This is a genomic window from Pseudomonas sp. (assembly GCF_036404235.1).
Lineage (GTDB): Bacteria > Pseudomonadota > Gammaproteobacteria > Pseudomonadales > Pseudomonadaceae > Aquipseudomonas.
In genome coordinates this window covers 1-21141 of record NZ_DASWOT010000210.1, presented here as the reverse complement: position 1 = coordinate 21141, position 21141 = coordinate 1, and the positions used below count along the sequence as shown (strand labels likewise).

Here is a 21141-nt window from a genome sequence, read left to right as displayed (position 1 = left end):
CTAAGTCATTGAATTAAATGGTCGGGACGGAGTGATTCGAACACTCGACCCCTTGCACCCCATGCAAGTGCGCTACCGGGCTGCGCTACGCCCCGACTAGGCGTGAATCAGCTTCGCTAAGCGCGAAAGCCGGGAGGAATATACTCTAAGCTTTTGAATTATGGAAGTATCTACTTAGGAGCTAAGTCCCCAGAACGACCAAAACATCTTCCAGCTCAGCGATCATTTGCCGGAACAGCTGCTTGTACTGTTGAGTATCGTCCTTCCCCTCGCCGCTAGACATGCGCAGTCGTGCGCCACCTATGGTAAAGCCTTGCTCATAAAGCAATCCGCGGATCTGTCTTATCATCAGCACATCTTCACGCTGATAATATCGACGGTTTCCGCGGCGCTTGACCGGATTGAGCTGAGGGAATTCCTGCTCCCAATATCGTAGAACGTGCGGTTTTACCGCGCAGAGCTCGCTGACCTCACCAATGGTGAAGTAGCGCTTGCCTGGAATGGGCGGTAGCTCATCGTTATGACTTGGTTCCAGCATAAGCCTCAACTCGGGCCTTCAGTTTCTGCCCTGGGCGAAAGGTGACCACACGGCGAGCCGTAATCGGGATTTCCTCCCCCGTCTTTGGGTTTCGACCCGGTCGCTGGCGCTTATCTCGCAAGTCGAAATTGCCGAATCCGGACAATTTGACTTGCTCATTATCTTCCAGAGCGTGCCTGATTTCCTCAAAGAACAACTCAACCAGTTCCTTGGCTTCTCGTTTGTTCAGGCCTAGCTCTTCATACAGACGTTCGGCCATCTCAGCTTTCGTCAGAGCCCCCATACGCTACTTCCTTAACGTGGCGTTTAACCTTTCCTCGAGCGAGGTGAGAATTTGCTGCGTCGTAGCATTTACTTCATCGTCAGTAAGAGTGCGCGATGGATGTTGCCAGGTCAAGCCAACTGCAAGGCTTTTTCTATGCGGATCAATACCTTTACCCTGATAAACATCAAATAACCTTAGGTCTGTGAGCCATTCCCCTGCATTGTCACGGATAACGTCCAGTACAGCACTGGATGCGACGTCGCAATCAGCTATGAGTGCCAAGTCCCGACGAACTTCAGGAAAGCGCGACAATTCGTGGAATTTCGGTAAACGGCCCTTGGCTACATCGGCCAGCACCAGTTCGAAGACGAATACTGGACGATCTAAACCTAGCGTTTTCGACAGCTCAGGATGTATCGCGCCGATATACCCAACTTCACGACCATCGCGCTCGATGCGAGCCGTTTGACCAGGATGAAGTGCCGGATGCTGTCCCGATACGAACGTAAAATCATCCAGTGCGCCCGAGAAGCCCAATACCGCTTCGACGTCTGCCTTGACGTCAAAGAAGTCGACCACATCACGACCTTGCGCCCAACCTTCCGGCAGACGGCTACCGCAAATAACACCGGCCAGCATAGGTTCCTGTTTCAGACCGTCAAGCTGACCGACAAAGCGCAGGCCGCTTTCGAACAGACGAATACGGTCCTGCTGACGATTGAGATTGTGCTGTAACGCCTTAACCAAGCCCGGCCACAGGGAAGAACGCATGGCAGCCATGTCGTTGGAAATTGGGTTGGCCAGCAACAAAGGCTCGATGCCTGGATTGAACAGCTCAAACCACTTCGGATCAATAAAGCTATAAGTGATGGCTTCCTGATAACCACGCGCAACCAACAAACGGCGAAGTGCAGGCAAATCACTTTGAGACTCGGCTTTGGCCTGTGGGGCCAATCGTGCTTGAGGATAACGAACCGGCAAGCGGTTATAGCCATACAGGCGGGCCAGCTCTTCAATGAGGTCCACTTCGAGGGTGACATCGAAGCGATGGCTTGGTACTTCAATACGCCACTGGCCTGCAGTTTCAGAGAAGACTTTCAGATCGAGCGCAGTTAGCAAGCGCTCGATCTCCGCCGGGTCTATTTTTAGACCAAGCATTTGCTCTATACGGTCAGCACGCAAGGTGATTGGCGCTATCGATGGCAGATCTGCTTCACTGACCTTTTCGATAATAGGACCGGCTTCACCACCGATTATATCCAGCAGCAAGCCAGTGGCACGCTCCATGGCTTCACGCGCCAATTGCCAATCGACGCCGCGCTCATAGCGATGCGATGCGTCGGTGTGCAAGCCGTATGAACGCGCCTTGCCAGCGACAGAAACCGGGTCAAAGAACGCGCTTTCAAGGAAAATATCACGGGTCGTCGTGGACACACCGCTATGTTCTCCTCCCATGACACCCGCGATCGCCAACGCGCGCTGATGATCGGCGATCACCAGCGTATCGGTACGCAGCGTGACTTCCTGGCCGTCGAGCAGAACAAGCTTCTCGCCATCTTCGGCCATACGTACGCGAATACCGCCGTTAATTTGGGCGAGGTCGAACGCGTGCAGCGGTTGACCCAGTTCAAGCATGACGTAGTTGGTGATGTCGACAGCAGCATCAATGCTTCGTATATCGGAACGACGCAGTCGTTCGACCATCCACAACGGGGTCGATCGCGACAGATCGACATTGCGAATCACACGCCCAAGGTAACGTGGGCAGGCCGCAGGTGCCAACACCTCAACCGATCGCACTTCATCGTGTACCGCTGGCACGGCAGTGATAACCGGACGAGTCACTGCTACGTCGTACAGGGCGCCGACTTCACGCGCCAGACCCGCGACCGACAGGCAGTCGCCACGGTTCGGCGTCAGGTCGACTTCAATGCTGGCATCGTCAAGCTCAAGGTAAATGCGAAAGTCCTGACCTACCGGCGCATCGGCCGGCAGCTCCATCAACCCATCGTTGCCCTCGCCTACTTTCAACTCCGCCTGCGAACACAGCATGCCATTGGACTCAACACCGCGCAGCTTGGCCTTCTTGATCTTGAAGTCGCCCGGTAATTCGGCACCGATCATAGCGAACGGGATCTTCAGACCTGGTCGCACGTTGGGCGCACCACAGACGACCTGAAAGGTTTCCGATCCGTTGCTGACCTGGCAAACACGCAGCTTGTCAGCATCAGGGTGTTGTTCTGTGCTCAGCACCTCACCGACAATCACGCCGTTGAAAACGCCGGCAGCAGGTGTGACGCTATCGACCTCAAGGCCCGCCATCGACAAACGAGCAACCAGCTCGTCACGTGATACTTGCGGGCGCACCCAGCCACGCAACCATTGTTCACTGAATTTCATCCTGCTCTCCTAATAGATTCGTTACGGACGTGCGACACAGGCGCAGTGTGAAAACGGCCTGGATGGCCAGCTCTCACCGGCGCTTATCGAAATTGCGCGAGGAACCGCAAGTCATTGTCGAAGAACAGGCGCAAATCATTGACGCCGTAACGCAGCATGGCCAGACGTTCTACGCCCATGCCGAAAGCAAACCCTTGAAACTCTTCCGGATCGATACCGGACATGCGTAACACGTTCGGATGAACCATCCCGCAGCCCATAACTTCCAGCCAACCGGTTTGCTTGCAAACACGACAGCCTTTACCGCTGCACATCACGCACTCCATGTCGACTTCAGCGGATGGCTCGGTGAACGGGAAAAATGAAGGACGAAACCGCACTGCCAGTTCTTTTTCAAAGAACACGCGCAGGAACTCCTCAATGGTACCTTTCAGATCGGCGAAATTGATATCGCGGTCTACCAGCAGGCCTTCGACCTGGTGGAACATTGGGGAGTGGGTAATATCGGAGTCGCAGCGATACACACGGCCAGGGCAGACGATGCGAATCGGCGGCTGTTGCGATTCCATGGTTCGCACTTGCACCGGTGAGGTGTGAGTACGCAACAGCATGTTCGCATTGAAATAGAAGGTGTCATGCATCGCGCGAGCCGGGTGATGGCCTGGGATGTTGAGCGCCTCGAAGTTGTGGTAATCGTCTTCAACCTCAGGACCTTCGGCGATACCGTAGCCAATATGGGTGAAGAACTGTTCGATACGTTCCAGAGTCCGAGTGACAGGGTGCAGACCACCTGAGGTCTGACCACGGCCAGGCAGGGTCACGTCAATGGACTCGGCAGTGAGCCTGGCGGCAAGATCCGCCGTCTCGAACGACGCTTTGCGTGCATTGAGAACCTCGGTAACACGCTCCTTGGCAACGTTGATCAACGCGCCAATCTGAGGGCGCTCTTCTGCGGGCAAATTCCCCAGGGTCTTCATCACCTGAGTCAATTCACCTTTCTTGCCAAGGTAGTGAACCCGGATTTGCTCCAGGGCATTGACGTCTTCAGCGCTTTGCACAGCCTCAAGTGCTTGAGAGACCAGTGCGTCCAGGTTTTCCATTTACAGACTCCAGATACGAAATAGGGGAAGAGCTTAAAAGGCTCTTCCCCTATCTATGACGTTTAACACCGAATCTCGAGAAGATATCCGGTGATTGCCGGGGACTTAGGCCAAGGTGGCTTTAGCTTTCTCGACAATCGCAGCAAACGCCGCTTTTTCGTTCACTGCCAGATCAGCCAGAACCTTGCGGTCGATCTCGATCGACGCTTTTTTCAGGCCAGCGATGAAACGGCTGTAGGACAGACCGTTGATACGCGCACCAGCGTTGATACGAGCGATCCACAGAGCGCGGAACTGACGTTTTTTCTGACGACGGTCACGGTAGGCATATTGGCCAGCCTTGATTACCGCTTGCTTGGCGACACGGAATACGCGTGAACGCGCGCCGTAGTAGCCTTTAGCAAGTTTCAGAATTTTTTTGTGACGCTTACGGGCAATGACGCCACGCTTTACACGAGCCATGAGTTACTTCCTCTATTCTTGATCAAAATTAACGAAGGCGCAGCATGCGCTCGACTTTCGCCACGTCAGACGGATGCAGCAAGCTGCTACCGCGCAGGTGACGCTTACGCTTGGTCGACATTTTGGTCAGGATGTGGCTCTTGAAAGCGTGTTTGTGCTTGATGCCGTTGGCAGTTTTCAAAAACCGCTTAGCTGCACCACTTTTAGTCTTCATCTTTGGCATGTTCGGATACTCCGCATTCAGTTGATAAACATAACCGCAAGGCCTGCCGTGCCCTGGTGGTTATTTCTTCTTTTTCGGGGCGATGACCATAATCAGTTGGCGTCCTTCCATCTTAGGATGCTGTTCGACAGAACCGTATTCGAGCAAGTCACCTTCAACCCGCTTCAACAGTTCCATACCCAGCTCCTGGTGGGCCATCTCACGACCTCGGAATCTCAACGATACCTTGGCCCTGTCCCCATCACTCAGGAAACGTACCAGGTTGCGCAGTTTTACCTGGTAATCCCCTTCCTCCGTCCCTGGACGAAACTTGATTTCTTTTACCTGAATCTGCTTTTGGTTTTTCTTCGCCGCAGCAATCTGCTTCTTCTTTTCGAAGATAGACTTACCGTAATCCATCACACGACAGACTGGTGGGATTGCGTCGGCAGAAATCTCTACCAGATCCAGCTTGGCTTCTTCAGCAATACGAAGCGCTTCATCAATCGAGACGATGCCAACCTGCTCGCCGTCAGCGCCAATTAACCGAACCTCGCGTGCCGAGATATTCTCGTTGATCGGGGCCTTCGGTGCAGCTCGTTTATCTTGTCTCATTTCACGCTTAATAATAATTACTCCGAATCTTGGCGACCACGCCGGGAAACCGCTTGTGCGAGGAACTCCGAGAATTGGGCAACCGGCATCGAGCCAAGGTCTACACCTTCACGGGTACGCACAGCGACAGTTTGCGTTTCAACCTCCCGATCTCCGATTACAAGGAGATACGGAACCTTGAGCAAAGTATGCTCGCGGATTTTAAAGCCGATCTTTTCATTTCTCAAGTCGGACTTGGCACGAAACCCGCTTTCAGCCAGAGTTTTTTCCACTTCAAGGGCAAAATCTGCCTGTTTATCAGTGATATTGAGGATCACTGCTTGAGTTGGAGACAACCAGGCTGGGAATGCACCTTCGTAGTGCTCGATCAGAATCCCGATAAAACGCTCGAAGGAACCGAGAATCGCGCGGTGTAACATCACAGGGTGCTTGCGACCATTGTCTTCGGTGACGAATTCGGCACCGAGACGGACAGGCAGGTTGAAATCAAGCTGCAATGTACCGCATTGCCAGACGCGACCCAAGCAATCCTTCAAGGAAAATTCGATTTTCGGGCCGTAGAAGGCACCCTCACCCGGCTGAAGGTCATACGGCAGGCCCGCGCTGTCCAAGGCTGCAGCCAGTGCAGCTTCAGCACGATCCCAAAGCTCGTCGGCGCCAACGCGCTTTTCAGGACGGGTGGATAGCTTGAGCTCGATGTCTTTGAAACCAAAATCTTCGTAAACTGCCAGCGTCAACTTGATAAACGCAGCCGACTCGGCCTGCATCTGCTCTTCAGTGCAGAAAATATGAGCATCGTCCTGAGTAAACGCACGCACGCGCATGATGCCGTGCAATGCACCCGATGGCTCATTACGATGACAAGCACCGAATTCAGCTAGCCGCATCGGCAACTCGCGGTAGCTTTTCAGGCCTTGGTTGAACACCTGCACGTGACACGGGCAATTCATCGGCTTGATAGCGTAGTCGCGGCTTTCGGACTCGGTGGTGAACATGTTTTCAGCGTAGTTGGCCCAGTGCCCCGATTTTTCCCAGAGAGAACGGTCCACGACCTGCGGAGTCTTGATCTCCAAGTAACCATTATCGCGCTGAACCTTGCGCATGTATTGCTCTAGCACTTGATACAAGGTCCAGCCGTTCGGGTGCCAGAACACCATTCCCGGCGCTTCTTCCTGAGTGTGGAACAGGCCAAGACGCTTGCCAATCTTGCGGTGATCGCGCTTTTCAGCTTCTTCGATCCGCTGGATGTACGCCGCCAGTTGCTTTTTGTCAGCCCAGGCAGTGCCGTATACACGTTGCAACTGCTCGTTTTTCGCATCGCCACGCCAATAGGCGCCGGACAGCTTGGTTAGCTTGAAGGATTTGAGAAAACGAGTGTTTGGCACGTGCGGGCCACGGCACATGTCCACATATTCTTCGTGATAGTACAGACCCATGGTCTGCTGCTCTGGCATATCTTCAACCAGACGCAGTTTGTAGTCTTCGTGGCGGGCGCTGAACACCTCGATCACTTCGGCACGCGGTGTGACTTTCTTGATGACGTCGTAATCTTTTTCGATCAGCTGCTGCATGCGCTGCTCAATCGCCGCCAGATCGTCAGGCGTGAACGGGCGCTCGTAGGCGATATCGTAATAGAAGCCATCATCGATAACCGGCCCGATAACCATTTTTGCAGTCGGGTACAACTGCTTAACGGCGTGACCGACCAAGTGAGCGCAGGAGTGACGAATGATCTCCAGCCCTTCATGGTCTTTGGGTGTAATGATTTGCAATGTCGCGTCGGCATCGATCATGTCGCTGGCATCGACCAGTTGACCATTGACCTTGCCGGCTACGGTTGCCTTGGCCAGACCAGCGCCAATGGAAAGCGCAACTTCGGCTACAGAAACAGGATGATCGAAAGAACGTTGACTGCCGTCGGGAAGAGTAATGGTGGGCATGGCGCCTCCTCTCCTAGTGGTGACCCCTACCAAAGGTCACATGGGTGGGATAGAGCCAGTACGCGATTCGGCGGTGTACCTGCCTCACAGTGGCAGGAGCCTTTAAGGCCAACCAATGACCGAACCAGAGTGACTGGAATTAACGATTTCAGTAAGTTCTGCGCCGAGCGAAACAGCCGCTCACAGCATTTGAGCCAATCCGCAGGACGCGCATGCTAGCACAGCCGGTCATCAGGTAGGCAGCTCGCGAACATCGGACTACGAATTAAAGTCCCCGCAGACCACTCAAGAATCATGCGACCTGTGAACTGGCAGGCGTCAAAGCCGTCAGATTATCCGTGAACCCCTTTCGAGGCTGTCGATTCACCGGCCCATAGATTAAGAAGGAAACCATCATGAAGCTTCTACGTGCTGTCGCCTTGTTGACACCGTTGGCATTGGCCCTCCCAATGAGCGCCCATGCCGCCATGGATGCCAAGACCCAAAATACCTACATGAATGAATGCGCATCCGCCGCTGGCCAGAGCAACCCCGCAATGGATGCCAAGGCAGTTCAGGCCCACTGCGAATGTGGTGCCCGGCAAATCAACAAGAGCTTCACTGACAAGGAGATCGCGTCACTGAATGACACGAGCACCCCGCCTAGCGCAGAACTGACATCACGACTGCAAAAAACAGTCGCCGAACACTGCCTTCAGGGTCAAAAATAAAAAAATTTACACTTCTGCGGATTCGACCAATAGCCACCGCTGCCCGCACCGCTGCATAACTGCGAAGCCTTTGTAATACAAGGTTTCCAGCGATGCAGAGCGGATGTTTCGATGCCGAAACCCGCAGATACAAAACCTGCCAGAACGTCAATTCTGCGTCTATATTTCCGAAGTTCTTACTGAAAAAGTTCAGCATTCGCACAATTCGACTATGATAGCCCCGTGTGCCCAGTTGGCCTGAGCAGCACAGTACTACTGAAAAATTATGTTCTTGGAGATACACCATGTCTAATCGCCAAACCGGCACCGTAAAATGGTTCAACGATGAAAAAGGCTTCGGCTTTATCACTCCACAAGGTGGCGGTGACGACCTGTTCGTACACTTCAAAGCTATCGAAAGCGACGGTTTCAAAAGCCTGAAAGAAGGCCAGACCGTTTCCTTCGTGGCTGAGAAAGGCCAAAAGGGCATGCAAGCCGCTCAGGTTCGTCCGGAGTAATCCGAACGCGCTTAAAAAAACCCCGTCACCGACGGGGTTTTTTTATGCCTGTAAAACAGCGTTTAACCGCAGTTGACGCGGCCCACCCTACCTGCCTGGTCTGTGTTGAGGTTCAGCCGGTCAGAACGATACTCCAGCGTCACCATGTCGTTCGGGCCGAGCACCCTGGCGGTCTGCGCTCGCGCGCTGGTCCGCGCCTGTTCCAGCAGTGTCGGCGAGGCTGGCTTGCCTACAGCGAATTGCGCGGCGGCTGCATCACAACGGGAATGACCGCTGTCGGCGGCGGTGGAGCCCTGAGCCGCGTCATCCGATGATTCAGATGTGCTGCTGCAACCGGCCAATAGCATTACGGTGAGGATCAGACCCACTGGGGCTAACTTGCAGAACATACAATCTCCTTGCCTATAAACGTAACCAGAACTTCTGCGACAGCGCTCTCTGCGCTTTGTTGCAATAACGGCAACCTAACGACTGATCGATAGTCCTCATCAGCGCAGGAGTCTGCCCGAGCCGCCCCGCCTTCGTTCAGCAAAATCGTCACAAAACATTTGAAAAGTCAGTAATCGCTGAGACAGACCCTCGTTCTGGGCGGCGTCGAAAAACTGCGACATGCGCAACAATTCATGCCTAAGTATCAGTGCGAAGTGGTGCCCAAGATGTTTTACTACCCCGCTGACGCAACCGCTCAAGTACGGCGCTTGGCTGTCAGGATGTTGCTTTTCCCAAGAGAGATCAATGAGAGACAAAAGATCATGGCAGCCGTATCGATCGACGCTGATATCAAGGCCAAGTGGCCACAGGGACATTGCGCTCACAGCCCAGGAAGCGCCGAAGAACTGGCGATCATTGCAATTGATCTACTGGTAAAAGAACTGGGCACCCATGGCGCCCAGACCTTCATGGACCAGGTGTTCCTGCGTTACTCGAACGAGGTGTCTACCGAGGCATGACCAGCATTGTTTGAGACGCGCCGGGCGCTTAGCCACTCATTGGGCGACGTCAAAAGACAACACCCGCAACCAGCGCGACATTGCTGTAAGGCTGGCATTCGCCGGTGCGCACCACCGCTCGAGCACTGCGACTGAGCTCTTTCAGTGCCTGGTGACTGAGAAAACGCCGCTCGCCCAGAGCGCCGTTGGACTTCAGACTGTCAAGGGTCGCGAGCGCAGGCGGTTGTTTCACCAGCATCTCTTCTGCGAGCACATGGCTTTCCACCTGCATTTCTGTCAGCACCGTGTTCAACACACTGACGAAATCAGGAACGCCATGCGTCAGCGCCAGATCAATCAACTCGACGCCAGCCGGTACAGGCATGCCCGCGTCGACGATCATCAGTACATCGCCATGCCCCAAAGACGCCACCACTCGCGACAGAGCGATGTTGAGCAACGGTGTTTTTTTCATGACTGAAATTCCTGAACGTCACCAAGCGTCGGAATGGACGGCTGCGCGCCCGCACGCGTCACCGAAAGCGCGGCGGCAAACTGCCCGAACTGAATGGCTTCGGATTCGCTTTTGCCCTGCGCCAGTGCTGCGGCGAATCCGCCGACGAAGGTGTCGCCTGCCGCCGTGGTATCCACCGCCCGAACCTGCGGCGCCGGAAAATGCTGCACATGCGTGCGAGTTGCGAACAGCACCCCTTGGGCACCCAGCGTGACAATGATCTTTGAGGCGCCCGAGGCCAGCAAGGCCCCCATGGCTACCTCTGCAGTCGTTACCGAATCCACCGGCAAGCCAGTCAGCAAGGTCGCTTCACTTTCATTGGGGATCAGGTAGTCGATCAGCGCGTACCAATCGGCTGGTAGTGGCGCGCTGACGGGGGCGGGGTTGAGGATGACAATCTTGCCCAGTTCACGCCCACGCTTGAGCACATGACCGACCGTTGCCATTGGCACTTCCAGCTGGCAAATGATCACTTTGGCCTGACTGAGCAGCGCATCGAAGCTATCCACCACGGCCGACGAAACGTGACCATTGCCGCCAGCGACGATCACGATGGCGTTCTGGCTGTTGTCATCGACCACGATCAGCGCAACCCCCGTAGACTCTCCGGCAACAGAGATGATCGCGTCGCAATCGATACCTTCGACCAGCAAGGCAGCGCGCAGTCGATCCCCATAATCGTCATCGCCCACACAGCCGATCATCGCAACGCTGGCCCCTAAACGCGCAGCCGCCACAGCCTGGTTAGCGCCCTTGCCGCCCGGCACGGTCACGAACGAATAGCCGGCCAGGGTTTCGCCAGCGCGCGGCAGACGTGGCGCACGCGTCACCAGGTCCATGTTAATGCTGCCCACTATCACTACTTTTGCTTGCATGCGTTGGTACTCTTCAAGCCGGACGCAGGTGTCCGGTTCAGCGAAATTCGTTGAATACGGTGATCGGTGGCGCAGTGGATTCGCGCAAGACAATGCTTGGCGCGACAATCAGTTTTTCGATTGGTGTGCAAGTCGGCGCCGCAATTCGCCGCAGCAACACTTCTGCCGCATGCTCGCCCAATTGCAGAATTGACTGCCCGACCGTGGTCAGCGCCGGGTACACATAGCGGCTCATCTGAATATCGTCGAAGCCAATCACCGATAAATTCGTAGGCACCCGAATATTGCGCTCTGCCGCGGCACGCAATACACCAAAACCAACCATATCGTTGGCTGCGAAAATAGCGGTCGGACGATCATGTTCGAGCAAACCCACTGCAGCGCTATAACCGCTCGGACTGGTAAAATCACTTTCCACGACCCACGACGCTGGCACCTCGATGCGAGCCTCCTGCATCGCCCGTTGATAACCTGCCAGCCGCATGCGGGCCACGCTGGTCTCTGCTGGGCCACAGATACAGGCGATATGCCGATGACCCAGCTCCAGCAAATGCGAAGTCGCCAGATAAGCGCCCAACTCGTGATCGATACGCACCAGATCAGCGCTAATATTCCCCAGGTCCCGGTCAACGATGACCATCGGCGTACGCACCGCCGCCAACCCCTCGACCAGGCCGTTGTCGCTGCCGACCGACGACACAATCAAACCGTCCACACGCTTCTCCAACAACACGCGCAAGTAACTGCGCTGTTTGTCAGGATTGTCGTCGAAGTTGCACAGGATCACGCAAAAACCGTTACGCTCGCAGTAGTCCTCGATCCCCCGGGCAAGCTCGGCGAAGTACGGGTTGATGCCGTTGGGGATCAACAAGCCGATGGTCGAGGTGGCCCTGGCTTTCAACGAGCGCGCGACAGCACTGGGCACATAATCGAGTTGGGCAATCGCTGCCTCGACCTTGATCCTGACCTCATCACTGACCGGTCGTGTCCGGTTCAGGACATGGGAGACGGTGGTGTAGGAAATCCCCGCAAGCGCAGCCACATCCTTGATCGTTGCCATATCAGCCCCGCCGCTTTGCGCGATTGCTGCGGTAGGTGTCGAGCACCACAGCGACGACGATTACCGCGCCCGTGATGATGCGCTTGGTGGGCTCCGTTGCACCGATTTGCGCCAGACCGGCAGCCAGCACCGAGATGATCAGCACGCCGAAAAAGGTGCTGATCACCGAACCACGCCCGCCCATCAGGCTCGTCCCGCCGATAACCACCGCGGCGATCACCTGCAACTCCAGGCCTGAACCGGCGTTGGGATCGGCAGCTTCCAGACGAGAAATCTGAAACAGCGCCGCGACGCCCGCCAGCAAGCCCATCAGCGAGAACACCAGAATCTTGTAGGGTTTTGGATTGATCCCCGCCAGACGCACAGCTTCCTCGTTGGTGCCGATGCCGATCAGGTAGCGACCGAAAACCGTACGAGTGAGCACCGCCTGCGCCACAAAGATCACGATTAGCGCAATCACGAAGGAAGGCGAAATACCAAAGGCGAATGGATTGGACAACCAGGCATAGGAATCACCGATGTAAGCGGTACGCGAATTGGTCATTTGGTATGCCACGCCGCGGGCCATTTCAAGCACGCCGAGCGACACGATAAAGGAAGGAATACGCCAGGCCACAGTGATCGAGCCGGTAATGGTGCCCGCTACGGTTGCGCAAGCCAGACCCAATAACGCGGACGGCAGAACACCCCAACCCCAGACGAGCATGGCCACACTCACCGCAGATGCAGCCAACGCCAGCACCGATCCCACCGACAGGTCAATACCGCCGATGATCAGGACGAAGGTCATCCCTACGGCCAATACCATCAGGTCGGGAATCTGGTTGGCTAGCGTGCTGAAGGTTTCGTAAGACAGAAAGTGATCGCTGAGCAGCGAGAACAGCACGATCATTGCCAGCAGAGCCCCCGCCAGCCCCAGGTAAGTGCCGAGGCCAAAGTAGTTGCCGCTACGCTTGCCAGGGGGACGAGACGCTGCGTTGGTAGAAGTTCTCATGAGTCAATCCCGGGCGCGGCGTCGGACAGCAGCGCATCACGTTTTTGGTAGCCAGCAAAAGCGGCGGCAAGCAGCTCGTCTTGAGTCCAGGAACCACGTTCGAATGTGTCGATCAGGCGGCCGGCAGACAACACGCCAATCCGATCGCAGATCAACATCAATTCACGCAAATCACTGGAAACCACCACCAACGCCCTGCCCTGGCGCGTCAACTCGCCCAACAAGGTGTAGATATCGAATTTGGCGCCGACGTCGATGCCACGGGTGGGTTCATCAAACAGCATCACTTTGCAATCACGCTCCAGCCAGCGGCCAATTACCACCTTCTGCTGATTACCGCCTGATAGTTCGGACACTTGTTGCGTCGGGCTGGTACTGCGGATGCGCATCACGTCAACCTGACGTTTCGCCAGTTTCATCTCGGCGCTTCCGTCGATCACGCCCACGCGGGAAATCGCTTCCATATTGCCCAGCGCAATGTTGGCACTGATCGATTGCGACAGAAGCAATCCCTCTCCCTTGCGGTCTTCGGTAATCAGCGCAATGCCATGACTGACCGCATCCACGGGAGAACGCATGCTGACCACACGTAACGGGCTACCGATTTCGAGGGTGCCGCTGTCGGCAACATCGGCCCCATAAATCAGGCGTAGCAACTCAGTACGACCTGCACCGATCAAACCGGAAATCCCGAAAATCTCACCCCCACGCACATCGAATGACACATCGAGAACCTTGCCCGAACGGCTCAAGCCCTTCACCGACAGGGCCACATCACCAATCCTGCGTTGGCCAAGATCGATCTTCTCGCCCAGCTCGCGCCCCACCATCAAGGTCACCAACTGCTCGCTGTTGTAATTGGACATTACGTCGACACACACCAGCTTGCCATCGCGTAGCACAGCGATACGCTGAGCCACGCGAGCAAGCTCTTCGAGGCGATGGGAGATATAAATGATCGACACGCCACGTGCCTGCAAACGCGTGATTTGCTCGAACAACATCTCGACTTCACGGGCCGTAAGCATCGCTGTTGGCTCGTCTAGAATCAGCACATGGCAATCACTGATCAGGTTGCGCGCAATCTCGACCATCTGCTGATGACCGATACCCAACTCGCTGACCAGGGTATCCGGATTGATTGCGTCCAGCCCCACCTGTGCCATGGCTTTGATTGCATCCTCACGCAAGCGCTTGCGGTTGATCCAGCCGCCTCGACTCGGAAGGTTGTCGAGAAACAGGTTTTCCGCCACCGACAGTGTCGGCAACAGATTAAGCTCCTGCATCACCATGCGCACACCGAGTTTTTCTGCCTGGGCGCGACTGGCTGGCTGATAGGGCTGCCCGTGGAATTGCATCTGGCCGGTGGTTGGCGTGACCAGGCCGCCGATGATCTTCGACAAAGTGCTTTTGCCCGCGCCGTTTTCACCGGTCAAGGCCAACACTTCGCCACGCATCAGCGTCAGGTCAATGTCGCCGAGGACGGGCTGGGCGTAGGTTTTGCCAATACCGCTGACAGATAGAACAGCGGCCTGAGCAGACGCTGACATAACGCTCTCCACGCGCCAGCCACACGATGGCTGGCGCTGTTTCAGGTGTGAGACGAAGCTGGGATTATTGTGGCTTGGTGATCAGCTCGACCGGGGTCTCGATCACACCGTCCTTGATGTCGAGTTTCTCGCCCTTAATCATCTTCAGAGCAGTGTCGATGCCGAACACCGCCTGCCGTGCAGCGAACTGATCCGCCGTCGCCAGCACACGACCGTCTTTGAGCATGGGCTTGATGGCGTTGATATTGTCGTAACCGACCACTTGCACTTTGCCCGCCTTGCCTGCCGCACGTACTGCCGACACCGCGCCCAGCGCCATGCTGTCGTTACCGGCCAACAAGGCTTTCAGGTTTGGATATTCGTTGAGCATGGCGGAAGCCACGGCATTGCCCTTGTCGATTTCCCAGTTACCCGATTGAGTGGAGACAATGTTGATCTGCGCACCCTCCATCGCATCCTTGAAGCCTGCGGTGCGCTGCTGAGCGTTAGTCGTAGTCGGCACGCCTTCGATGATGCCGACCTGATCACCGGCTGTCAGTTGCTTGGCCAGGTAATCACCCACCAGCTTGGCACCTTTACGGTTATTCGGGCCTACGAAAGGCACTTCCATGTGCTTACTTTTGAGGACGTCGACGTCGAGTTGGTTATCGATGTTGACGACCTTGATCCCGGCATCCATCGCCTTCTTGATCACCGAGGCCAGCGCCTTGGAGTCGGCAGGAGCAATGACCAACGCGTCGACTTTCTTGACGATCATCTGATTGACGATGTCGATCTGCGCGGCGGTATCGGATTCATTCTTGATGCCGTTGGAGATCAGGTCGAAATCCTCAGCATGTTGTTTTTGATACACCTTGGCGCCGTCTTCCATGGTCAGGAAGAACTCATTGGCCAGGGATTTCATCACCAACGCGACGGTAGGCTTTTTTGCATCGTCAGCGAAGGCCGAAGAGATAGGAAGGGAGACCGCGGTGGCGGCAAGCATGGCAACAGCGAGAAGACGTGCAGCGAAGGGCAGCTTCATCAAGTGACTCCGACATTATGATTATTTTATCGGCACCGTCAGCGCATTAATTCGACACAGCATATCGAGCGCAAACGTTTGCGAGAGGCGAACTATGAGAATGCTTTACAAATTTGTCAACCGTAAGAAACGTGCCTCAACCCAGCCGATCACCAGGGGCAGAGCGCATTCACTGTGCTCTGCCCCGCACTTCAATCCTCTTTTTTCACTGTCGCCACTTCATCGGCGCGAACTCTGACCATTTTTCCGGAAATGTCTTCGAATTCATAAAAACCATCTTTGGTTTTGGTCTTTGGCACATCTTTGGTCACGTATTGCGTTCCGTTTTGCAGCGTGACGACTGTCGCCGTCGAGCAACCTGCAAGCACCGCGCAAAAAGCGAGAACGACAGGTACCCCTAACTGTTTGATATTCATGCAGACTCCTTTTTCAAAAAATGCAGCGAACTCATCCGCCGGTACGCAATCAGATCGACGCGGCCCGAATTGGTTCGAGCGCCAAGGTGCTGGAGGATACTGTCACGTCGACTCCTCTGCACTTGGCCTTACGGAGATGTTGCGAAACTTTCCAGACTCAAATACTGTACACATATACAGCAAAAACAAGGGATCATTTTTGTGTCCAAAAAAAGCGCCTCCACTCCAGCTCTTGACCCTTATCAATGTCTCGGCATTCGCATTCAAAAAATCATCAATTCAACCACTGCACAGAAATCCAGATCTGCACTGATTTTCCGACTACCCGACGAAGCTGAAAGTGACTGGGATCAGCTGCTTGGGGAAATTTCCGAAAACGATAACGTCACGCTCGCCTACCGCGACGATGGCGGTATCCAGATTTTCTGGACGTTGCCCAAGGAAGATTGAGTGCATGAGGCTTAAGTTTTTCACCCTGCTGTACACCAGCGTTTTGATGACCGCCCCGCTTGCGACGCATGCCGATGCACCGCGTACGTTCAACGAGGCGAAGAAAGTCGCATGGGGCCTGTACGCCCCGCAATCAACCGAGTTCTATTGTGGCTGCAAGTACACAGGCAACACGGTCGATCTGGCCGGCTGTGGCTATGTGCCCCGCAAGAACGCCACGCGGGCCAAACGCATTGAATGGGAACACATCGTTCCGGCTTGGCAAATTGGCCACCTGCGTCAATGCTGGCAGAACGGCGGACGCAAGAACTGCACGCGTAATGATCAGGTTTACAAGCGCGCCGAAGCCGACTTGCACAACCTCGTCCCCAGTATTGGGGAGGTCAACGGTGACCGGAATAACTTCAACTTTGGCTGGCTACCGGAACATCAAGGCCAATACGGCTCCTGCCTGACACAGGTGGACTTCAAGGCAAAGAGGGTGATGCCCAGACCTTCGATTCGCGGAATGATCGCTCGCACCTACTTTTACATGAGCAAGCAGTACAACCTGCGGCTTTCTCGCCAGGACCAGCAACTCTATCAAGCCTGGAACAAATCCTATCCTGTCGAAAGTTGGGAGCGTCAGCGTAACCAGCGAGTAGCGTGCGTAATGGGTCATGGCAACGATTTTGTCGGTCCAGTCAATTTGAAAGCTTGCAGTTGAACACCTCTTAGGTGTCGGTAAAAACTCATCTTTCCCGTGTTTGGACCGAGCGCTGTACCCAAACAGATATGGCACATTGCCGCTCATCGGAACAGCGCTCAAAGCGTCATGAAACCGTGTAATTTTTCTTCTGTCTGGACTCCTCCAAAGCGCGCTGAACATCGTTGATGTTCAAACTGAAAGTCTGCAGTACGATCCAAGGCCGCTAGCTGTCATGCATGCCTGTATCGATCTCGAAATGAAATGGTGCCATTCAGGACGCACTTGCCGTCCATGCTGCCTGGTACATCAGGACCGTACATAATTTCAGAGCGGCGTCTAACGTCGCACAGGCGGGGACTACGATGAACGAGTACAAGGGCTTTGAAATTCATTACCAGTTCAGGGGGGAACCCCGGCACTTCTGCCATCAAGCGAACTATCTGAGCGAAAGCGAAGCCCTGTATTTCGCCACGCTCCATGCAGGCGTCGGGGGTATGGATGGCAATGTCTCTGTTTGCCCGGTCAGATTGGCCATTGTGCAGGCAGAATGTCTCGGAATAACCAAGGTCCAGTGGAAGCGAACCTGACAGGTAAAAAAATCCAAACAAACGCGACATCAAGGGGTCCCAATTTACAAGCAGCGCTCATAATCCAGCAACGCGAGGTAGATATGACCATTGATCACGCACTGAAAAAAGAAGTTCTGACCCGTCTGCTCCACGCTCACCCGACAGGTCTGGGCAAGGAAGTACTGGACAATTATCGGGGCGCAAATGCTGTAGCAGATACCCTTGAGCATCTGCAGCAAAGCGGTCTTATTCAGAATGGTAGCGTCGGCGACAGCGATCAATCGCTGCATTACCCTGTAAAGCTAAGCTCCGCTGGCGTGGAGGCGGCCAAACGCCTCGACCATTAAACCGGCCAAACGCCAAAAAAAACCTGGCTCAGGCCAGGTTTCTAATTACCGCTCGATACTGCAAATTGAGTGTTCTCCCCAAGTGCTGCGGGTCTGATCATCCATGAGCCGGTCAGGCCGCAGCACTGCAGGGGAACGCGACGAAGACTACAGGCGATGTCGAACAATCGTCACCATCGCAATTGTGACTTTATTAGTCCGCCACTGCCCAAACAATCAAACCGCAGGGTAATTACCCGTGCCGTCCGGCCACGGCGTGAGCAGCTCAAACCCGGTCTGCGTGACCGCAACCATGTGCTCCCACTGCGCAGATAACGACTCGTCACGAGTCAAGACCGTCCAGCCATCATCCAGCACATGAGTCCCCGGTTTGCCGGCATTAATCATCGGTTCGATGGTGAACACCATGCCAGGCTTGAGCCGCAGCCCCTTCCCAGCTGCGCCATAATGCAGCACTTGGGGTTCTTCGTGGTATTTGCGCCCAATGCCATGTCCGCAATACTCACGCACAACACTGAAACCCTCCCGATGTGCCACCGTCTGAATGGCGTGACCGATGTCACCCAGCGTCGCTCCGGGCTTCACGGCGTGAATACCGGCCAGCGTTGCTTCATAGGTGGTATCGACCAAACGCCGGGCCAGCGGGCTGACCTCACCCACCAGGTACATGCGGCTGGTGTCGCCGAACCAGCCGTCCTTGATCACCGCCACATCGATGTTGACGATGTCCCCGTCCTTGAGTATGTCTCCGGGCGCAGGGATTCCATGACAAACAACGATGTTTGGGGAAATACAGGTGGTTTTGGTGAAACCGTGGTAGCCAACGTTGGCCGGAATAACCTTCAACTCATTGACGATGTAATCATTGCAAATGTCGTCCAGTGCCTGGGTGCTGATACCCGCCTTGACGTGTGGCGCAATCATCGCCAACACATCAGCTGCCAGCCTCCCGGCAACTCGCAACCCGACCAGATCCGCTTCGCTTTTGATACTGACGCTCATCGGGATACTGCTCTGGCCGGAGTGATGGAGGGATTGATGTCACAAGATTGTGCACTCAACAGCGTACCGCCCGAGACTTCAGCCCGAATCAGCAACTGGCATATTTCGCTATAGTTCAATGAAGGATGAAGCTCGGCGAGCATACCAATTCGCATCCAGTGCTCGGCCTGTGCGTTGATTGATCGGCTCAGCGCGGCACTGACAGAGCGAATATTGGCGTGCATCTGTTCGGAAATCTTGACTAGCCCCATGGTTCACCTCGCGTGGAATATACGAATCATAAATGGTTCATATACTGACAAGCAAGCCACGCTTAAATCTGCTGATGGGTCAGCCGGGCTGTTCTTCGTTGGTTTGGCATTCCGACAACGAACTCGCCAGTTGAGATATCGCACCCTGATCGTCCGCACTGAGCACCCGATAGTGATCGATAATGGTTCGCTCCGAGTCACTCAAGGATTCGCTAGTCATGGGCATCCGGTGACCAGAAAGGATGTACAGGACATCAATGCCTTGCTTATCCAGTGCCGCCAGATAATCAGAACGAGGGACGCGCTCCCCGCTTTCGTATTTGCCCTGGGCGTTGGCTTCAACTCCCCCCATGGCACCGAATTCCTGCTGCGAAAGTCCCATGCGTTTGCGCGTTTCTTTCAGTCGCGAGCCAAGATCTTTCATAAACGGATGCCTCCAGCGTGACTATCGTTTAATCATGACCCCGTTGACCTTGGGGAGTTGCGATATTTCATCCAATTGGTCACTCTTTACGGCTTTCAACCTCAAGCAATTCTGCTCACGGTCGATATTCCGTATGTCGCATTTGTCATTTTCAATGGCAACCCGATTTTTGCAGTTCGGAGAACCAGACGTGATTACATTTTTGTTGGCTTGGTGCGCGGTATCGTTAGTGGGCACTTTGATCGCTCTGACGTTGATTCGTACCGGAAAACGACGCCAACCCGATGCAGAAGACATTCAAAGCCCTGCCGATCACTTGATTTCGGCATCAACGGCCTCCTTGAAACCCTGACTCGGGTCGGGAGCCATAGACCGAGTACGAGTCATTCGACGCATGGTTGATGCCCTGTTGCATATGCCGCCTCGCCGCCCGTAAATTCGACCGAGACCAAAGAGGCGTTGTAATGACGCAGTCCTGCAGCTAGGGCCAGAAAGTCTTCGCGTTGCATTTCATTACCCCAGACACTGCTGAACGTTTGTTCTTGCGGGCGATGAGCGAACTCGAGACTGTTGTCGATTTGAGCGATTTGCATGGTCAACTCCCTTTCGATTAATACTGTTTAAACATACAGTATTTTGATCATTAACCAAACGCAAGGGGCTTTCTGACGAGCGGCTACTTCAGCGCCTGTGCAAAGCATTCACTGACCCAATCAACAAACGCTCTGACTCGAGGCGACATGTGCCGATTGTGTGGATACAGCACCGAAACCGACATCGGCGGCGGCGGACACTCGGGTAATACCTCGCGCAGCAAATCCCCCTGTAATTGCTCGGCCACCCGGTAACGCGGCACCTGAATAATACCGATGCCTGCGATGGCTGATGCTGCGTAAATTTCTGCACCGAATACCGAAACCCGGCCTTCGAGCTTCACTTCCCTGAGCTGGCCGCCCTCCACGAACTCAAATGGAAAGGCCTTGCCCGTCGTGCGCGAAACATAGTTCACCCCGACGTGACCGACCAAATCCCCAAGTTGACGTGGCATCCCATATTTGCGCAGGTAAACCGGGCTGGCACAGGTGACCTGTGGCAAGGTCGCAATGCGTTTACCCACCAGCGAAGAGTCGCTGAGCGTACCGGCACGCACCACGCAATCGACCCCCTCCTGCACCAGATCGACAAAACGGTCCGCTTCACTCAACGTCAGCTCGATATCCGGATAGCGCGCCATGAATTGCGGCAACGCTGGGATCACAAAATACTTCGCCAACGTGCCGTGCAGATTAACGCGCAACATACCTTTTGGCGCGACGCTA

28 protein-coding genes and 1 tRNA gene are annotated in these 21141 nt (G+C 54.9%); 7 read left to right on the top strand and 22 right to left on the bottom strand.

Translation table 11 applies throughout. The features are described 5' to 3' along the window. Positions 1 to 18 precede the first annotated feature (18 nt). From VGC62_RS26300 to thrS, 9 genes are all read right to left on the bottom strand, one after another. Positions 19 to 95, bottom strand: a tRNA-Pro gene (locus VGC62_RS26300). Positions 96 to 181: 86 nt separating this feature from the next. Then, positions 182 to 538, bottom strand: a complete 357-nt coding sequence (locus tag VGC62_RS26295; protein WP_331189999.1) for a MerR family transcriptional regulator — start codon at positions 536 to 538, stop codon at positions 182 to 184. Beyond that, the gene (ihfA, locus tag VGC62_RS26290; protein ID WP_002553164.1) at positions 519 to 821 is read right to left on the bottom strand and encodes an integration host factor subunit alpha; all 303 of its coding nucleotides are present in this window, start codon (positions 819 to 821) and stop codon (positions 519 to 521) included. Before ihfA ends, VGC62_RS26295 begins: the two co-directional genes overlap by 20 nt. A gap of 3 nt (positions 822 to 824) precedes the next feature. Next, complete coding sequence (gene pheT, locus VGC62_RS26285) at positions 825 to 3203, bottom strand: phenylalanine--tRNA ligase subunit beta (RefSeq protein WP_331189998.1); 2379 nt, start codon at positions 3201 to 3203, stop codon at positions 825 to 827. Between the two features lie 83 nt (positions 3204 to 3286). After that, entirely contained in the window at positions 3287 to 4303 is a 1017-nt protein-coding gene (gene pheS, locus VGC62_RS26280) for a phenylalanine--tRNA ligase subunit alpha (protein ID WP_331189997.1), read from the bottom strand. Positions 4304 to 4408: 105 nt separating this feature from the next. Then, a complete protein-coding gene (gene rplT / locus VGC62_RS26275) occupies positions 4409 to 4765 on the bottom strand; it encodes a 50S ribosomal protein L20 (RefSeq protein ID WP_007905879.1) in 357 nt (118 codons plus the stop codon). 28 nt (positions 4766 to 4793) lie between these two features. Further along, the gene (rpmI, locus tag VGC62_RS26270) at positions 4794 to 4988 is read right to left on the bottom strand and encodes a 50S ribosomal protein L35 (protein WP_274132877.1); all 195 of its coding nucleotides are present in this window, start codon (positions 4986 to 4988) and stop codon (positions 4794 to 4796) included. Between the two features lie 60 nt (positions 4989 to 5048). Further along, positions 5049 to 5600 (bottom strand): translation initiation factor IF-3, encoded by a 552-nt coding sequence (gene infC / locus VGC62_RS26265; RefSeq protein WP_331190001.1) that lies wholly within the window; start codon positions 5598 to 5600, stop codon positions 5049 to 5051. Next, entirely contained in the window at positions 5600 to 7522 is a 1923-nt protein-coding gene (gene thrS / locus VGC62_RS26260) for a threonine--tRNA ligase (RefSeq protein WP_331189996.1), read from the bottom strand. Before thrS ends, infC begins: the two co-directional genes overlap by 1 nt. Positions 7523 to 7917: 395 nt before the next feature. Between thrS and VGC62_RS26255 the strand changes: the two genes are divergently transcribed. Both VGC62_RS26255 and VGC62_RS26250 read left to right on the top strand, forming a co-directional pair. Further along, positions 7918 to 8232 (top strand): hypothetical protein, encoded by a 315-nt coding sequence (locus tag VGC62_RS26255; protein WP_331189995.1) that lies wholly within the window; start codon positions 7918 to 7920, stop codon positions 8230 to 8232. Positions 8233 to 8516: 284 nt separating this feature from the next. Continuing rightward, entirely contained in the window at positions 8517 to 8729 is a 213-nt protein-coding gene (locus tag VGC62_RS26250; protein ID WP_003179963.1) for a cold-shock protein, read from the top strand. A 62-nt stretch (positions 8730 to 8791) separates the two neighbouring features. On the opposite strand, the gene VGC62_RS26245 is transcribed toward VGC62_RS26250, so the two are convergent. Then, on the bottom strand, positions 8792 to 9118 hold the full coding sequence (locus VGC62_RS26245; protein WP_331189994.1) for an I78 family peptidase inhibitor: 327 nt from the start codon (positions 9116 to 9118) through the stop codon (positions 8792 to 8794). 363 nt (positions 9119 to 9481) lie between these two features. Between VGC62_RS26245 and VGC62_RS26240 the strand changes: the two genes are divergently transcribed. Then, positions 9482 to 9679, top strand: a complete 198-nt coding sequence (locus VGC62_RS26240) for a hypothetical protein (protein WP_331189993.1) — start codon at positions 9482 to 9484, stop codon at positions 9677 to 9679. 49 nt (positions 9680 to 9728) lie between these two features. On the opposite strand, the gene rbsD is transcribed toward VGC62_RS26240, so the two are convergent. The 7 genes from rbsD to VGC62_RS26205 form a co-directional block, all read right to left on the bottom strand. Beyond that, positions 9729 to 10133 carry a D-ribose pyranase gene (gene rbsD / locus VGC62_RS26235; protein ID WP_331189992.1) on the bottom strand — a complete coding sequence of 135 codons (405 nt, stop codon included), beginning with the start codon at positions 10131 to 10133 and terminating at the stop codon, positions 9729 to 9731. Next, a complete protein-coding gene (rbsK, locus tag VGC62_RS26230) occupies positions 10130 to 11047 on the bottom strand; it encodes a ribokinase (protein WP_331189991.1) in 918 nt (305 codons plus the stop codon). Before rbsK ends, rbsD begins: the two co-directional genes overlap by 4 nt. Positions 11048 to 11084: 37 nt before the next feature. Further along, the gene (locus tag VGC62_RS26225) at positions 11085 to 12107 is read right to left on the bottom strand and encodes a LacI family DNA-binding transcriptional regulator (protein ID WP_331189990.1); all 1023 of its coding nucleotides are present in this window, start codon (positions 12105 to 12107) and stop codon (positions 11085 to 11087) included. Between the two features lies 1 nt (position 12108). After that, on the bottom strand, positions 12109 to 13101 hold the full coding sequence (locus VGC62_RS26220; RefSeq protein WP_331189989.1) for an ABC transporter permease: 993 nt from the start codon (positions 13099 to 13101) through the stop codon (positions 12109 to 12111). Then, a complete protein-coding gene (locus VGC62_RS26215; RefSeq protein WP_331189988.1) occupies positions 13098 to 14651 on the bottom strand; it encodes a sugar ABC transporter ATP-binding protein in 1554 nt (517 codons plus the stop codon). Before VGC62_RS26215 ends, VGC62_RS26220 begins: the two co-directional genes overlap by 4 nt. 64 nt (positions 14652 to 14715) lie before the next feature. Next, positions 14716 to 15675 carry a sugar ABC transporter substrate-binding protein gene (locus VGC62_RS26210; RefSeq protein WP_331189987.1) on the bottom strand — a complete coding sequence of 320 codons (960 nt, stop codon included), beginning with the start codon at positions 15673 to 15675 and terminating at the stop codon, positions 14716 to 14718. A 191-nt stretch (positions 15676 to 15866) separates the two neighbouring features. Next, entirely contained in the window at positions 15867 to 16091 is a 225-nt protein-coding gene (locus tag VGC62_RS26205; RefSeq protein WP_331189986.1) for a YgdI/YgdR family lipoprotein, read from the bottom strand. Between the two features lie 195 nt (positions 16092 to 16286). Between VGC62_RS26205 and VGC62_RS26200 the strand changes: the two genes are divergently transcribed. The 4 genes from VGC62_RS26200 (at position 16287) to VGC62_RS26185 (ending at position 18145) form a co-directional block, all read left to right on the top strand. Beyond that, a complete protein-coding gene (locus VGC62_RS26200; RefSeq protein WP_414705852.1) occupies positions 16287 to 16541 on the top strand; it encodes a DUF1654 domain-containing protein in 255 nt (84 codons plus the stop codon). 4 nt (positions 16542 to 16545) lie between these two features. Beyond that, the gene (locus VGC62_RS26195; protein ID WP_331189984.1) at positions 16546 to 17247 is read left to right on the top strand and encodes an endonuclease I family protein; all 702 of its coding nucleotides are present in this window, start codon (positions 16546 to 16548) and stop codon (positions 17245 to 17247) included. 344 nt (positions 17248 to 17591) lie between these two features. After that, a complete protein-coding gene (locus VGC62_RS26190) occupies positions 17592 to 17816 on the top strand; it encodes a DUF6555 family protein (protein WP_331189983.1) in 225 nt (74 codons plus the stop codon). Positions 17817 to 17899: 83 nt separating this feature from the next. Then, positions 17900 to 18145: a hypothetical protein gene (locus VGC62_RS26185; RefSeq protein ID WP_331189982.1), complete on the top strand. Its 246-nt coding sequence runs from the start codon at positions 17900 to 17902 to the stop codon at positions 18143 to 18145. A 216-nt stretch (positions 18146 to 18361) separates the two neighbouring features. Here VGC62_RS26185 and map read toward each other — a convergent pair whose 3' ends face one another. The 5 genes from map to VGC62_RS26160 all read right to left on the bottom strand — a co-directional run. Beyond that, positions 18362 to 19147 (bottom strand): type I methionyl aminopeptidase, encoded by a 786-nt coding sequence (map, locus tag VGC62_RS26180; RefSeq protein WP_414705851.1) that lies wholly within the window; start codon positions 19145 to 19147, stop codon positions 18362 to 18364. Then, positions 19144 to 19398: a ParD-like family protein gene (locus VGC62_RS26175; RefSeq protein ID WP_331189981.1), complete on the bottom strand. Its 255-nt coding sequence runs from the start codon at positions 19396 to 19398 to the stop codon at positions 19144 to 19146. The genes map and VGC62_RS26175 overlap by 4 nt, the downstream gene beginning before the upstream one ends. Before the next feature lie 79 nt (positions 19399 to 19477). Further along, a complete protein-coding gene (locus tag VGC62_RS26170) occupies positions 19478 to 19822 on the bottom strand; it encodes a helix-turn-helix domain-containing protein (RefSeq protein ID WP_331189980.1) in 345 nt (114 codons plus the stop codon). Between the two features lie 383 nt (positions 19823 to 20205). After that, positions 20206 to 20415 carry a hypothetical protein gene (locus tag VGC62_RS26165; RefSeq protein ID WP_331189979.1) on the bottom strand — a complete coding sequence of 70 codons (210 nt, stop codon included), beginning with the start codon at positions 20413 to 20415 and terminating at the stop codon, positions 20206 to 20208. An 83-nt stretch (positions 20416 to 20498) separates the two neighbouring features. After that, positions 20499 to 21141, bottom strand: a 643-nt coding sequence (locus VGC62_RS26160) for a LysR substrate-binding domain-containing protein (protein WP_331189978.1), incomplete at its 5' end; no start/stop codon positions are given.

What these genes read in the sequence shown, in the direction of transcription:
- rbsD (WP_331189992.1), bottom strand. Translation starts at nt 10,133, where the DNA reads ATGAAAAAAACACCGTTGCTCAACATCGCTCTGTCGCGAGTGGTGGCG.
- rplT (WP_007905879.1), bottom strand. Translation starts at nt 4,765, where the DNA reads ATGGCTCGTGTAAAGCGTGGCGTCATTGCCCGTAAGCGTCACAAAAAA.
- VGC62_RS26245 (WP_331189994.1), bottom strand. Translation starts at nt 9,118, where the DNA reads ATGTTCTGCAAGTTAGCCCCAGTGGGTCTGATCCTCACCGTAATGCTA.
- VGC62_RS26250 (WP_003179963.1), top strand. Translation starts at nt 8,517, where the DNA reads ATGTCTAATCGCCAAACCGGCACCGTAAAATGGTTCAACGATGAAAAA.
- VGC62_RS26255 (WP_331189995.1), top strand. Translation starts at nt 7,918, where the DNA reads ATGAAGCTTCTACGTGCTGTCGCCTTGTTGACACCGTTGGCATTGGCC.
- VGC62_RS26205 (WP_331189986.1), bottom strand. Translation starts at nt 16,091, where the DNA reads ATGAATATCAAACAGTTAGGGGTACCTGTCGTTCTCGCTTTTTGCGCG.
- VGC62_RS26165 (WP_331189979.1), bottom strand. Translation starts at nt 20,415, where the DNA reads ATGCAAATCGCTCAAATCGACAACAGTCTCGAGTTCGCTCATCGCCCG.
- VGC62_RS26175 (WP_331189981.1), bottom strand. Translation starts at nt 19,398, where the DNA reads ATGGGGCTAGTCAAGATTTCCGAACAGATGCACGCCAATATTCGCTCT.
- VGC62_RS26295 (WP_331189999.1), bottom strand. Translation starts at nt 538, where the DNA reads ATGCTGGAACCAAGTCATAACGATGAGCTACCGCCCATTCCAGGCAAG.
- VGC62_RS26195 (WP_331189984.1), top strand. Translation starts at nt 16,546, where the DNA reads ATGAGGCTTAAGTTTTTCACCCTGCTGTACACCAGCGTTTTGATGACC.
- rbsK (WP_331189991.1), bottom strand. Translation starts at nt 11,047, where the DNA reads ATGCAAGCAAAAGTAGTGATAGTGGGCAGCATTAACATGGACCTGGTG.
- pheS (WP_331189997.1), bottom strand. Translation starts at nt 4,303, where the DNA reads ATGGAAAACCTGGACGCACTGGTCTCTCAAGCACTTGAGGCTGTGCAA.
- rpmI (WP_274132877.1), bottom strand. Translation starts at nt 4,988, where the DNA reads ATGCCAAAGATGAAGACTAAAAGTGGTGCAGCTAAGCGGTTTTTGAAA.
- pheT (WP_331189998.1), bottom strand. Translation starts at nt 3,203, where the DNA reads ATGAAATTCAGTGAACAATGGTTGCGTGGCTGGGTGCGCCCGCAAGTA.
- map (WP_414705851.1), bottom strand. Translation starts at nt 19,147, where the DNA reads ATGAGCGTCAGTATCAAAAGCGAAGCGGATCTGGTCGGGTTGCGAGTT.
- VGC62_RS26240 (WP_331189993.1), top strand. Translation starts at nt 9,482, where the DNA reads ATGGCAGCCGTATCGATCGACGCTGATATCAAGGCCAAGTGGCCACAG.
- VGC62_RS26220 (WP_331189989.1), bottom strand. Translation starts at nt 13,101, where the DNA reads ATGAGAACTTCTACCAACGCAGCGTCTCGTCCCCCTGGCAAGCGTAGC.
- VGC62_RS26215 (WP_331189988.1), bottom strand. Translation starts at nt 14,651, where the DNA reads ATGTCAGCGTCTGCTCAGGCCGCTGTTCTATCTGTCAGCGGTATTGGC.
- VGC62_RS26210 (WP_331189987.1), bottom strand. Translation starts at nt 15,675, where the DNA reads ATGAAGCTGCCCTTCGCTGCACGTCTTCTCGCTGTTGCCATGCTTGCC.
- thrS (WP_331189996.1), bottom strand. Translation starts at nt 7,522, where the DNA reads ATGCCCACCATTACTCTTCCCGACGGCAGTCAACGTTCTTTCGATCAT.
- ihfA (WP_002553164.1), bottom strand. Translation starts at nt 821, where the DNA reads ATGGGGGCTCTGACGAAAGCTGAGATGGCCGAACGTCTGTATGAAGAG.
- VGC62_RS26225 (WP_331189990.1), bottom strand. Translation starts at nt 12,107, where the DNA reads ATGGCAACGATCAAGGATGTGGCTGCGCTTGCGGGGATTTCCTACACC.
- VGC62_RS26170 (WP_331189980.1), bottom strand. Translation starts at nt 19,822, where the DNA reads ATGAAAGATCTTGGCTCGCGACTGAAAGAAACGCGCAAACGCATGGGA.
- VGC62_RS26185 (WP_331189982.1), top strand. Translation starts at nt 17,900, where the DNA reads ATGACCATTGATCACGCACTGAAAAAAGAAGTTCTGACCCGTCTGCTC.
- VGC62_RS26190 (WP_331189983.1), top strand. Translation starts at nt 17,592, where the DNA reads ATGAACGAGTACAAGGGCTTTGAAATTCATTACCAGTTCAGGGGGGAA.